Annotated in this window: 11 protein-coding genes and 1 tRNA gene; 2 read left to right on the plus strand and 10 right to left on the minus strand. The window is 50.7% G+C overall.

What is annotated here, in order from left to right; translation table 11 throughout:
• Entirely contained in the window at window positions 1-264 is a 264-nt protein-coding gene (locus ABFX35_RS12270; RefSeq protein WP_346081334.1) for an ogr/Delta-like zinc finger family protein, read from the plus strand.
• Window positions 265-726: 462 nt separating this feature from the next.
• Here the strand turns inward: ABFX35_RS12270 and herA are convergent, their stop codons facing one another.
• The 9 genes from herA to gpt all read right to left on the minus strand — a co-directional run bounded on the left by herA (window position 727) and on the right by gpt (window position 10,278).
• The gene (gene herA, locus ABFX35_RS12275; RefSeq protein ID WP_346081336.1) at window positions 727-2,517 is read right to left on the minus strand and encodes an anti-phage-associated helicase HerA; all 1,791 of its coding nucleotides are present in this window, start codon (window positions 2,515-2,517) and stop codon (window positions 727-729) included.
• Window positions 2,514-3,755 (minus strand): DUF4297 family anti-phage-associated protein, encoded by a 1,242-nt coding sequence (locus ABFX35_RS12280; RefSeq protein WP_346081338.1) that lies wholly within the window; start codon window positions 3,753-3,755, stop codon window positions 2,514-2,516. The genes herA and ABFX35_RS12280 overlap by 4 nt, the downstream gene beginning before the upstream one ends.
• Before the next feature lie 2 nt (window positions 3,756-3,757).
• On the minus strand, window positions 3,758-4,930 hold the full coding sequence (locus tag ABFX35_RS12285) for a tyrosine-type recombinase/integrase (protein WP_346081340.1): 1,173 nt from the start codon (window positions 4,928-4,930) through the stop codon (window positions 3,758-3,760).
• A 161-nt stretch (window positions 4,931-5,091) separates the two neighbouring features.
• Window positions 5,092-5,167 (minus strand) — tRNA-Thr (locus ABFX35_RS12290).
• 204 nt (window positions 5,168-5,371) lie between these two features.
• Window positions 5,372-6,625, minus strand: a complete 1,254-nt coding sequence (gene proA, locus ABFX35_RS12295) for a glutamate-5-semialdehyde dehydrogenase (RefSeq protein WP_279022753.1) — start codon at window positions 6,623-6,625, stop codon at window positions 5,372-5,374.
• A gap of 9 nt (window positions 6,626-6,634) precedes the next feature.
• Complete coding sequence (proB, locus tag ABFX35_RS12300; RefSeq protein WP_121555233.1) at window positions 6,635-7,738, minus strand: glutamate 5-kinase; 1,104 nt, start codon at window positions 7,736-7,738, stop codon at window positions 6,635-6,637.
• A 118-nt stretch (window positions 7,739-7,856) separates the two neighbouring features.
• The gene (gene crl / locus ABFX35_RS12305) at window positions 7,857-8,258 is read right to left on the minus strand and encodes a sigma factor-binding protein Crl (protein ID WP_095847254.1); all 402 of its coding nucleotides are present in this window, start codon (window positions 8,256-8,258) and stop codon (window positions 7,857-7,859) included.
• Between the two features lie 60 nt (window positions 8,259-8,318).
• The gene (gene frsA, locus ABFX35_RS12310; RefSeq protein ID WP_346081343.1) at window positions 8,319-9,566 is read right to left on the minus strand and encodes an esterase FrsA; all 1,248 of its coding nucleotides are present in this window, start codon (window positions 9,564-9,566) and stop codon (window positions 8,319-8,321) included.
• A 253-nt stretch (window positions 9,567-9,819) separates the two neighbouring features.
• Entirely contained in the window at window positions 9,820-10,278 is a 459-nt protein-coding gene (gene gpt / locus ABFX35_RS12315) for a xanthine phosphoribosyltransferase (protein WP_095847252.1), read from the minus strand.
• 316 nt (window positions 10,279-10,594) lie between these two features.
• Here gpt and pepD point away from each other — a divergent pair, with 316 nt between their 5' ends.
• Entirely contained in the window at window positions 10,595-12,055 is a 1,461-nt protein-coding gene (pepD, locus tag ABFX35_RS12320) for a beta-Ala-His dipeptidase (RefSeq protein ID WP_346081346.1), read from the plus strand.
• A 30-nt stretch (window positions 12,056-12,085) separates the two neighbouring features.
• Here pepD and dinB read toward each other — a convergent pair whose 3' ends face one another.
• Window positions 12,086-13,150 carry a DNA polymerase IV gene (gene dinB / locus ABFX35_RS12325; protein ID WP_279022750.1) on the minus strand — a complete coding sequence of 355 codons (1,065 nt, stop codon included), beginning with the start codon at window positions 13,148-13,150 and terminating at the stop codon, window positions 12,086-12,088.
• Window positions 13,151-13,322 lie beyond the last annotated feature (172 nt).

Below are 13,322 nucleotides of genomic sequence, written 5' to 3' on the forward strand. Positions count from 1 at the left end.
ATGATGCGCTGCCCTGCCTGTACCCATGCGTCGCACACCCGCACCAGCCGTTATTTATCAGAACGGACGAAAGAGGTGTATTACCAGTGCCAGAACATGACCTGCTCTTGCACGTTTAAAACGATAGAAAGCGTGGACAAGATTTTATGCCAGCCGTTGAGCGCGGACGAGCTCAAGGCGCAACGTCACGCGACACAGACGCCCCAGGAGAAACGCACGTTAAACCGCTACAACCGCTATCACCGTAATCAGACACGCCACTGACCCCTGTACGCCCGGCGGCAATGCCTATATTGCTATTGCTGCGGGGCTTCAGCTTTTCCCCCGCCCCAAAAACACCTTTTCCCTGGCTAGCCTGTCGCAAACTGCACGTGCATGCATCAGGTGCATGATTTTGCATGCGGCAACATGCACGCCATCCCCCCCTGTTAGGCCAGTACTGGCGCGCCCTGCAACCGTTCATGCACCTGCATGAAAAGCGGCCCATAAAGCGGGCAGGCGAGGCGGGGATAGCATTGCGCGCGGGGGCATTTACGTATCAATTCTCGCAGCCTGGGGGGCGTCGCTGTGCGATGCTGGTAAGCAGTAATGCAGTGGTGAAAGGCGTTCGTCGGCGTGATGGATTTCTGAGATGGTCAGTTATATAGCGCTGCAAGAAATTGCCGCCCGGAAGCGGCAAATCGAATTATAATATTTAGAAGACCTGAAATTAACCACCTTTTAAGACTATTTAAGCCAGTGTTCTTTGACACTTAAAAAATTTACGGTACGCCACTGCTCTTTCCATACTTCCCAATATCTGATGTCATTTGAAGATGGCTGTCTATCTTCAGAGCATTGATCAATTGATACTATCGATGGTAGAACAATCGACTCACCTATAACCAATGCCTCACCTGCTTTAAGTGATGGCAGAGTATCAATAATAGCTCCCAGCGTATCCGGAAGTAGTCTCTTAACATAATTTTGATCTACAGGATTAGTCAGTCTCATGGCAATAAAATTATTGCATTGAGAGAATATAGTCTCAGATATTTCGGATGGCCGCTGACTAGCTAAAAGCAAGGTAACTCCATATTTACGCCCTTCCTTAGCAATACGTTCGATTGATTTCTTAGAAGATCGATATCTTACAAGTTCGCTATTTGGTACGTATTTATGTGCCTCTTCATAAACCAAAAGAATAGGGAAATCAGTATTCTCACCCTTGGATTCTTTCAGTTTTTTATATACATAACCATATTCAAAAATAAGTCTTGATATTAAAGAAACTGTAATACTTAAAACCTCAAAAGGTATACCACTGAGATCTATTACCGTTACATTTTTATTTCCACCTGAATTTCCTTTTGCTCCTAACAAATTTTTGATAACATCTTCAAACTGTTGGCTTCTGGATTTTTCAGAAAAAAGGAAAGACAGTCTATCTTGATTAATTTTTTCTGAAAATCGTGAAATAAATTTATCTAACGTTCCATCCGCGTAAAACCCTTTCGTTACATTCGAGTTTTTAGAATTATAGAAGTTAAATTTTTTCTCGAAGTACTTTTCAATACGTTCTCTATCATCAAGTTTACAGCCGCAATTTGGGGTTGTAGAACTATCGCCCTTTTCATCTGCCGCACCAGACTCTCCCACAATCATATATCTGTCACTTGCTTTTGAGTTTTTAGTTTCATCTCTGAGGTTTTTTAAAGCATTTTCAACTTCGTCTATATCAAAGAAAACAGGACTGTCATAAAAAACTTTCGACAATGACTGATTGTGCTTCCTCTTGTTTGCAGTCACCAACATTCTAAACACTGAAGACTGATTGTAATTATCCCTTTCTCCAGTATCTAATAAAATCTCCTCTAATTCCTCACTGTTTAGTAACCAATAAGGCAAGCATAGATTACTAACATCCAAAAAATTAGCATCAGGAAATGCTGAGCGATACTCAGAATGGATATCGAAAATAATAATATGAGAATTGTTTAAACTAAAATCCCCACTCTTTCCATTTATTGCTGTTTGTATTACTTTTGAAACCGTATGAGACTTGCCAGAGCCTGTTGATCCAATTATAGCAATATGCTTATTGAAAAATTTATTACCATCTAAGGGGATTCTTATATTTTTGTCATATGAAAGCGAGCAAAATTCAAAATGCTTGTTGTTTTCAACTGAATCCTTATAAATATTACTAATATCCTCATATGTTGCAGGAGCAGCCTCTTTGGGCGGTAATGCTATTGAATCACCACCACGCTCAAACTTCCCATTTTTGATCACCCCCAAGGGGTTAGCTTGTATAAGGTATTTTCTTTCTCCATTATCCTTTGCTTCGATTGAGAAATTTTCAATAATCCCAATCAGCATCATTGTCCCATCATCAGATGGCACCTTTATATATGATCCTACTTTTAGATTCTTCCCATCTTTAAAATCATTAAGATCAGTGACAAGAATCTTAATATTATTAGGATAAACAGATATTACTTCAGCATTAACATCATTTGAATAAGTATCAGTCATTTCAATATCCTTTTACACATGTCTAATGATTTAACTTGTATCTTAATAACCTTGTCTTGCTGACTTTCATAAGAATATATAGGTTCATTGATATAGAATTGATAAATTTCTTTTCTTTTTATTGATCTTGACAAAATCTCATCAATATCTTTAATGTCATTTATAAATCTTATTTTATAAAATGAAATATCATTAATATCTCTCATTATAGAATCACAATTAAAACTATCGCCATAAAAATCATATCCATCCATCGGAGGATAACCTGCTTTCCTTAATGCTAGCTTCAACTCTAATAAATTTTTTTGAGGTAGACCATGAATGTAAAAATATGGGCAAAACCTATCTTCCTTTCTTTTCCTTATACTGGTACTAGCCCACCTTTTGAAAATTAAACCAACTAACTCCACTAATTCATTTGGTTTATATCCACTATCTTCAAAAAGAAAGAAACGATCATAGTTATTTGTGTTAAATACTGAAGGAAAGTATTTTTCTCTCAGCCCACTGCAATACTGATTATCCTTTTTAAATATTGAGAACCAGATATCGAATAAAATATTCTTATTATCAATTTGTCTTTTAAAATCAATAGGGGTTATTTTTCTGTTCTCTTCACCTTTTATAGTAGAATATTTCTTTATAATTGAAATTGCGTTGTTGTAATAATAATATTCTGCTTCAAACTCGGAACAGGAAAAAATATTTGAGATAATATCAAAAATACGTTTTATCTGCTCATCATATGATGGTGCATTAATATCTATAGTCAATAAATCAATAAACGTTGATAAGTGCTGATCGTTAAGGCCTAACTCAGTATGAGTTTCAACAGTTTTCTTTATCTTTTCCTTGTCTTTTTTTTCAAACTCATTGTATGTTAAGAATTTTTCTTTAAGATAATCAACGGTTAATGGAAGTGTTAGTTTGTGATGACCAACAGAATAATACCCATACAATGTATATTTATAACATTCTTTTTTATTAAAAAATCTATCTGCAAAGTCTTTTAACATCAAGCGTATTGGTTTTGCTATGATAGATGAATTATATTCAGAACTCTCATAATATTTACATTGTATTGCCGTATTATCGTTGGCATTTTTCAGGTCAATGTCTTCGACACCCTCAATATAAATGACATCATCATCGGCACGTTGTAATAGTTCAAGAATAGTTTTATCAAATTGATAAAAATAACCTTTAATTGCATGTATTGCACTGCGCGGATTGTCCATAATCATCCCTTAATTAAAATACTGTTTGAATACCACTGCATCATATCCCGACGCTTATCAATATATTGCGCATGATTATAAGTACCTCTGATATTATTTTTGTCTACATGAGCAAGCTGCATTTCAATCCAAGCTGAATCGTATCCTTTTTCATGGAGGATTGTAGATAGGGAATGTCGAAAACCATGCCCAGTAACTTTCCCACCATAACCAATACGTTTGATGACCTGATTTATACTGGCTTCGCTCATAGGTTTGTTCGGATCATTCCGCCCCGGAAAAACATAACGATAGTTGCCAGTCATGATCTTAAGTTCATAGAGTAAATCTAACGCTTGAGTCGATAACGGCACAAGATGCGACCTACGCATTTTCATCCTCTCAGCAGGAATTTCCCAAAGAGCGTTATCTAGATCAAACTCTTGCCACAACGCTGTACGGAGCTCTATCGTTCTCACTCCAGTAATCATCAGCAGCTTAGTCGCAATCTGGACAAGTCTACTTCCAGTATAGCCCTCTAACGCTCGAAGAAAATCAGGTATCTCATCAGCGTTAAGGAACGGAAAGTGATTCGACTGGTGCACCTCAAGAGCACTAGATAGATCTGCCGCAGGATTGAATTCTGCTCGCCCTGTTGCTGTAGCATAGCGGAAAACTTCAGAGCAGCGCTGCCGAACTTTACGCATTTTTTCTAAGGCACCGCGAGCCTCAATCTTACGAAGAACATTCAGCAGCTCAAGAGGCTTTATCTCAGCGATAGGCCGATGCCCAACATAAGGGAAAATATCTTTTCTGAAAGCCTCCATGATGTCAAAAGCATACCCTGGTGACCATCTAGCTGACTTCAGTTGGTGCCATTCAGTCGCGATAATTTCAAACGTATTTTCTCCACCAACTTGTTGAGCTAATTTTTGCTCTTTACGAATCTCGCTTGGATTCTGTCCGTCAGCAACTAGTTTACGAGCCTCATCACGTTTTGCACGAGCTTCAGCTAGCGTAACGGTAGGGTAAACACCAAATGAAATCATCTTTGGTTTACCAGCAAAACGGTAACGAAAACGCCAGTTCTTGCTACCGTTAGGCTCAATTAAAAGAGATAGGCCCATGCCGTCGCCAAGCGTATAGGATTTAGTGTCTGACTTAGCACGACGTATTTGCATATCATTAAGGCGCATGTGTATAGAATTTCCAGATCGAACAGAGTTATACACGATCCTACACACATTAATATCTGGATTCTAGTGGACTAATTCGGATGAATACGGACAATAAAAACATCATTTATATGTTTTTAAAGGTTTTTTTAGACTTATTCGGATGCTCTAGGATGTTTAGATGGTGCCGATAATAGGAGTCGAACCTACGACCTTCGCATTACGAATGCGCTGCTCTACCAACTGAGCTATATCGGCTTTGAGGCGGGAATGCTGAGTGCATGCCGGTGTGCGGTGAACAACTTATGCAAAAGCCCCCGCAGAGTCAAGAGGCAGCGTGCTGACCGCTGAAAATCTCATCAACCGTACACGTTTTGTGGCCTGATTCGCAGATAAAACACGCAAAAATAAAGCGCAGCCTTGCTGCGCTTTTCAGTATTTCTGGGGCCAACATAGCCAGATTTAGCGGCGCACCAGATCGTCGCCGTAACCAATCCATTTATAGGTGGTTAGCGCATCCAACCCCATGGGGCCGCGCGCATGCAGTTTCTGAGTGCTCACCGCCACTTCCGCCCCCAGGCCGAACTGGCCGCCATCGGTGAAACGGGTGCTGGCGTTAACGTACACGGCGGAAGAATCCACTGCGCGCACAAAATGCTCGGCATTGCGCATGGAGCGCGTCAGGATGGCATCGGAGTGGTTGGTGCCATGGGTGCGAATATGATCGATGGCCTGATCGATATCCGCCACCAGCGCCACATTCAAATCCAGCGAAAGCCATTCGTCCTCGTAATCCGCGGCGGCCACCGGCACCACCTTCGCCGGGCCCTGCTCCAGCAGCGCCAACGCCTCTTCGCTGGCATGCAGCGTCACGCCCAATTCCGCCATCCGCGCGCTCAGCGCAGGCAGGAAGCGGCCGGCAATGGCGCGGTTAACCAACAAGGTCTCGACAGAGTTACAGGCGCTTGGGCGCTGGATTTTGGCGTTTTCGATCACCGCCAGCGCTTTTTCATCATCCACGCTATCGTCCACATAGATATGGCAAACGCCGATGCCGCCGGTAATGACCGGGATGGTCGACTGTTCGCGGCACAGCTTGTGCAGGCCGGCGCCACCACGTGGGATCAGCATGTCGATATAGCGATCCATACGCAGCAGCTCAGCCACCAACGCACGGTCCGGGCTTTCAATCGCCTGCACCGCCGCCGCCGGCAGGCCGCACTGTTCCAGCGCCAGTTGGATCACTTTCACCGTCGCCTGGTTGGTATGGAAAGTTTCTTTGCCCCCACGCAGGATCACCGCGTTGCCGGTTTTCAGGCACAGGCTGGCCACATCGATAGTCACGTTGGGGCGCGCTTCATAAATCACGCCAATCACGCCCAGCGGCACGCGGCGGCGTTCCAGCTTCAGGCCGTTATCCAGCAGGCTGCCGTCCAATACGTGCCCAACCGGATCGCTTAGGCGGCACACCTGGCGCACATCGTTGGCAATGGCCGCCAGGCGCTCAGGCGTCAGCAACAGACGGTCCAGCAACGCGTCGCTCATCCCCGCCGCACGCGCCTGCGCCATATCCTGCTCGTTAGCCTGCAAAATCGTATCGCTATGGGCTTCCAGCATGTCCGCCATCACCGCCAACACCCGGTTTTTCTCTGCCGTGCTCAGCACCGCCAACTGCCAGGAGGCCTGCTTCGCGGCCTTCCCCATCTGCTCAAGCATGCATACTCCTTAACTTACAATCATATCGTCGCGGTGGACGGCCACCGGGCCGTATTCATAACCGAGGATCTCGTTGATCTCCTGCGAGTGATGGCCGGCAATCATGCGCATAGCATCACTGTTATAACGGCTAACGCCGTGCGCCAGATCGCGCCCGGCCAAACTACGGATACGGATCACTTCGCCACGGGAGAAGTCCCCATGCACCTCGCGGATGCCTTTCGGCAGCAACGAACTGCCGCGCGCCACAATAGCGTCAACCGCACCGTCGTCCACGGTGATCTCACCGGCCGGCGGCGCGCCGAAGATCCAGCGCTTGCGGTTTTCCAGCGGGGTTTCCTGTGCGTGGAAACGGGTGCCGACCGGGGTGCCGGCGATCACATCGGCGATCACCCCCGGCTTGCCGCCGGCCGCGATAATCACATCGATGCCGGCACGGCAGGCAACGTCCGCCGCCTGCAGCTTAGTGCCCATGCCGCCGGTGCCCAGGCCGGAAACGCTGTCGCCGGCGATCGCGCGCAGGGCGTCATCAACGCCGTGCACTTCACGGATCAGCTCTGCTTGCGGATCTTGGCGCGGATCGGCCGTGAACAGGCCCTGCTGGTCGGTCAGCAGCAGCAGTTTATCCGCCCCGGCGAGGATCGCCGCCAGCGCGGAAAGGTTATCGTTATCGCCAACCTTAATTTCAGCGGTTGCCACCGCGTCGTTCTCGTTGATCACCGGCACGATACGGTTATCCAACAGCGCGCTCATGGTATCGCGCGCATAAAGGAAACGTTCGCGATCTTCCAGATCGGCACGTGTCAGCAGCATCTGGCCGATGTGGATACCATAAATTGAAAACAGCTGTTCCCACAGTTGGATCAGCCGGCTCTGCCCCACCGCCGCCAGCAGTTGCTTGGAAGCGATGGTGGCGGGCAACTCGGGGTAGCCCAAATGCTCACGCCCGGCGGCAATCGCGCCGGAAGTCACGATAACAATGCGGTGGCCCGCGGCGTGTTGCTGCGCACACTGGCGCACAAGTTCAACGATGTGAGCGCGGTTCAAGCGCAACGATCCACCGGTCAACACGCTAGTGCCCAACTTCACAACCAATGTCTGGCTGCCATTCATAATATTTCTGCCGTTAGATTTAAACAAAGAAAGGAATGCAAAAGACGTTGTAACAGGAGAGACGCGTTATGCCAACAGGCACAACGCGAAATCCGCCCAATTGTGCAGCCAAATTGATCTAGGCGGAAAGTTTTATCGGTCGTTCGTCAAAATCATCGGCGGGTTCCAGCGCCAGTTCCATGGTCGCCAATAGCTCGGCCAGCCGTTGGTGAAAACCGCGCAGCGTGGTTTCCAGCTTCTCTTTCACTTCGGCGTCTTTGATTTTTTCCGCTTTCCAGTCGCCTTCTTTATTGTACAGGCCAAACTGATAAGCGTAGGTAAAACGTTCCTTCTCCGCCTGCAGCTCAATCCACCAGCCCCAGAACTCCCGTTTTTCCGGCGCGGGCTTTGCGCTCACGCAAACGGCTAAACAGTCAAAGAAAAAACGGTCATTCTTGCATTGCCCTTCCCGCAGGTATGGCCCCAGGCTGGCAAAACGTTGCATCAGTCTGCTTTTGGGGTGGCCACTCGGTAACGTCATACATCAACCTCCTCAATGTCGAGTATTCTTTTTAACAAAGTGTTAAAAATTAGCAACCAGTTAACGCATTTTCTCTTTCAACCAGCGGCTGGTCTGCTGCAGCGCCTGATGAAAACTGCGATACACCGGCTTGCTCGGGATGTTCAGCAGCTTGCCGTCCGAAGACGAGTTGGCGATAAGCTGCGCATCTTCTTTCGGGCTTAGCGGATCGTTTTCCCAGTAGCCGGCCAACATCGGCGTTGGGCAACGGTGCCCCAGCAGGCCCTGCGTCTTCAGCGAATAGCGATTCAGTTCCACCATCAGCACGTCGTCAGAAGCATTGGTCATGCCCATCCGGCTGGCCAATACATCCATATACATTTCCGGCACGTGCTGCTGGAACTGCGCATCGCACAGCAGCGTATGCACCACCGGGCCAAGGCACGCCACGGCCCGCAGGCGCTGCGGCTCCAGATAGGCCAGGCGCACCGCCACGTTAGCGCCGAAGCGGAAGCCAAGCGCCGCTACACGGGTATGATCGATCCACGGCACTTCCGGCAACTGCCTCAGCACCTGCTGATGCAGGAAGCTGGAATCCTGCGTTAACTTCCATTTGCAGGAAGAGCCGATGGAAGGCATATCGATGGTCAGCATGGCGATGCCAAGCGGCGCCAGGTAGTCACGGAACAGGCGGTGATAGTCGGTTTGCAAAGTGTCCAGGCTGCCGCACATCAATAGCGTTGGGTATGGCGCCTTATCGTCGCCCGGCATATGCAGGAAACCGGAAATCGGGCTGCCGCCTTCCACTTTGAATTCCAACTCTTTGAGCTGGTAAGGCAACAGCAGCGCGGCCTCTTCATAGGCACGGTTGGAGAGCGCTTCAGCCTGTTCAGCCAGTTCATCCCCCTTCAGGTGCGGATAACCGGCAATGCTGTAGAAATTGGCGGCGTTCAGCCAGTATTGGCCGGCCAGCAACGGATCCTGCTGCTCCTGGGCCTGCTGCTGCCACTGCATCCCCTGGTGCACCCACTCGTAGATCCAGTTACCGTTGCGGTAACCCACCACGGTATCCAGCAGATTGGTATAGCTGTGTTCCGCCCGCGAAGCGGCAATCCGCGCCAGCACTTCGGTGATCTCGACCGGGCTAACGCCGCGCCAGGTCCACAGCAGGCGGTTGAGCATACGGTACCAGTTGCCGGTACTGTCGCCCTCCAGCGCCGAGTGCATATCCACATTTTCGGCATGGTGCGAGCGCAGCACCAGCGTCGATGTTTCAGGGTGTTTAAATGAAGGTTTGAATAAAATCTCTGACAGGTTGGCTTGCACCATGATGACAACAGCCTCCGTTCATCTGGCTACAGACAGAAAATGGCCTGATTATCTGTGAGCAGTGTACCTAACTCTGGGGATAGAAACCAAAATAACTGTTCAACAAAGCGGATTTGCCGTGCGGGTATCGAATGAAGCATGGCCAGAATTAAGCCGCCCCTTTCCGTGGGGAAAGGGGCGGCATAGGCAGAGGTTACCCCGGCCACGTAGTTCTGGCGCCGTCAGGCGCCATGGCCGCAGGAGATGGGAGAGATTAACGCCCGCCGATCGGCGGAATAAACGCCACGCCCATATCCCATGGCTGTTCAATCCAGGTATTCTGTGGGATATCAACCACATAATCATCAACCAGCGGCCGGCCGGCCGGTTTGGCGAAGATGGTCACAAAGTGCGCCTTCGGGTACATCGCGCGGATGGCCTGTGCCGTGCCGCCGGTATCCACCAGATCGTCAACCACGATAAAGCCCTCACCGTCCCCTTCGGCACGTTTGAGCACTTTCATTTCACGCTGGTTATCATGGTCGTAGCTGGAGATACAAACGGTATCCACATGGCGAATACCCAGTTCACGCGCCAGCAGAGCGGCCGGCACCAGGCCACCGCGGCTGACGGCGATAATCCCCGTCCATTTGTCGGCAGGCAGCAGGCGGTGCGCCAGTTTGCGGGCTTGCATTTGCAGCATGTCCCAGGTAACAACGTATTTTTCACTCATAGAAGGGTGTCCCAGCCTGCAATGGTGCGGCTTACTCAGTGATCAAGGGAAAAAAGGTTGCGCGAGATTATAGAGAGTGAACGCGCCGAATACCAGATGAACCGTGGCCATCCACGCGTTTTCATCCGCTGCGCCATGCGCCGCCGGGCGGCTGAAACACGGTGAATCAAGCGCTTAAACCGCACAATACGGCGCGCGCGCCGGGTGAAAGAAAGTGATATTCTCTGCGTATTGTGCCCAAGCGCACCGTCATCCATGGCCTTTAACCACACAGCACGTTCTTCCATCGCCGGACTGCTGTTACAGGAGACTTATCGTGTCTGAATTGTCGCGTCTTGCACCACAGCCGCTGTGGGATATTTTTGCCAAAATCTGCTCGATCCCACACCCGTCTTATCATGAAGAAGCCCTGGCGGCGCACATCCTGGCCTGGGCCAAAGATAAAAACCTGCACGCAGAGCGCGATCGGGTCGGCAATATTCTGTTGCGTAAGCCCGCGACGCCGGGATTGGAAAACCGCAAGCCGGTGGCCCTGCAGGCGCACCTGGATATGGTGCCGCAAAAAAACAACGACACCGTGCACGATTTCACTAAAGATCCGATCCAGCCCTACATCGATGGCGAATGGGTTAAGGCTCGCGGCACCACCCTGGGCGCCGACAACGGCATCGGCATGGCGTCTGCGCTGGCGGTGCTGGCCGACGACAGCGTGGAGCACGGCCCGCTGGAAGTGCTGCTGACCATGACCGAAGAGGCGGGAATGGACGGCGCCTTTGGCCTGCAGGCCGGCTGGCTACAGGCTGAAATCCTGATCAACACCGATTCGGAAGAAGAAGGCGAAATCTACATGGGTTGCGCCGGCGGCATCGACGCCATCACCACCTTGCCATTGCAGCGTGAAGCGCTGCCAGCGGGCAACCAGCTCCTGAAGCTGACCCTCAAGGGCCTGAAGGGCGGGCACTCCGGCGCCGAAATCCATCTGGGCCTGGGCAATGCCACCAAGCTGCTGGCACGTTTTCTGTTCGCCCATGCGCCAACGTTGGATCTGCGCGTGCTGGAGCTGAACGGCGGCAACTTGCGCAACGCCATCCCACGTGAAGCCTTTGCCGTGATCGCCGTTCCTGCCGATAAGGCGGCGGCGCTGCAAACCCAGTGCGACGAGTATCTGGCGTTGCTGCGCAGCGAACTGGCGGCCAAAGAAAAAAACATCACCCTGCTGCTTGAGGCGACCACCAGCGAGCTGCAACCGTTGCAAGCGGAGTGCCAGCAGCGCTTCCTGGCATTGCTCAACAGCACGCCGAACGGCGTTATTCGCATGAGCGACGTGGTGAAAGGCGTGGTGGAAACCTCGCTTAACCTGGGTGTGGTCACCACCAGTGCAGATCAGGCGCAGATCAGTTGCCTGATCCGTTCCCTGATCGACAGCGGCAAAGACTACGTGGTGGAAACGCTCACGGCGTTAGGCCAACTGGCGGGCGCGCAGGTAGTGGCAAAAGGCAGCTACCCTGGCTGGCAGCCGGATGCCGATTCCGCGGTGATGCATCTGGTGCGCGAACTGTATCAGGATCTGTTCAACAAGACCCCGAACATCATGGTGATCCACGCCGGGCTGGAATGCGGCCTGTTCAAAAAGCCGTACCCGGAGTTAGACATGGTATCGATCGGGCCAACCATCACCGGGCCACACTCCCCGGATGAGCAGGTGCATATCAAAAGCGTCGGCGATTACTGGACGCTGCTGACCGCCCTGCTGAAAGCCATTCCTGAACGCGCCTGATTGTAGCGCCGGCGTGATGCCCTGGGGGGCTCAATTGCCCCAGGGCAGCGGCAGTTGCCGCTCAATCTGCGGATCGCGCAGGGTGACGTGCAGCCCCACCAGGCGCACGCCCCGCCCTTCGCGCCGTTCAAGCCACACCTGCTTTGCCACATTGAGCAAATCATCCTGGTTCAACACCGGCCAGACATGCTCCTGGGTGGTCTGTTGAAAATCCTGGAACTTCAACTTAACCCCCTGGCGGGCAATCTGCAGATCCGGCTTTAACCTGCTCAGGCGCATTTCCAGTTCCGGATAGAGCTTTTCAACGATCAACGCTTCGCACGCCTGCCAGTCATGAATATCCTCCGCCAGCGTGCGCTCCACCCCCACCGATTTGCGCAGCCGGTCGGGTGAGACGCTGCGCTCATCAATCCCCTGGCAGCGTTCCCACAGCACCCGGCCAAACTTGCCAAAGCGTTTTAACAGCGTGGCCAAATCATACTGCTGCACGTCCGCACAGGTTTTCAGCCCCATCTCTTCCAGCCGTTTGGCGGTCACTTTGCCCACCCCGGGAATTTTGCCCAGCGGCAGCTGCTGCAAAAACGCCGGCACCTGTGCCGGGGTGATGACATATTGTCCGTTGGGTTTGTTCAGATCGGAGGCGATTTTGGCAAGGAACTTGATCGGTGCCACGCCGGCAGAGGCCGTGAGCTGCAGTTCATCGAAAATCGCCTGGCGGATCTCTTGGGCGATCAAGGTTGCCGAGCCGTTGCACTGTGTGCTTGCGCTCACGTCCAGATAGGCCTCATCCAAGGACAGCGGCTCAATCAACGGCGTGTAGCGGGCAAAAATGGTGCGGATATGCTGCGAAGCTTCTTTGTATGCAGCCATGCGGCCGGGTATCAGCTTCAGGTGCGGGCACAGCTTCAGCGCCATGGCGGACGACATCGCGCTGTGCACGCCGTAACGGCGCGCCGGGTAGTTGGCGGTACTGATCACTCCGCGCCGTTCGGCACTGCCGCCGATCGCCAGCGGGATATCGCGCAGGGTGGGATCGTCGCGCATCTCGACGGCGGCAAAAAAGCAATCCATATCGACATGAATGATTTTACGCATCTCCCCTCCCAGTTACTGTATGAGTATACAGTAAAAGGTAAGAAGCTCAAATCAGGCCGGCCCACCGCCAAGATGGCGCTATTGCCTTAATGGCGCATTATTCTTCAGCTGTTAAAAAAACGTCATTTTTCGCGTTTATGATGCGGCAAGGAATCCAACGCCATCGGCTCAT

Origin of the sequence: Gibbsiella dentisursi, from assembly GCF_039539505.1 — a bacterium.
Classification (GTDB): domain Bacteria; phylum Pseudomonadota; class Gammaproteobacteria; order Enterobacterales; family Enterobacteriaceae; genus Gibbsiella; species Gibbsiella quercinecans.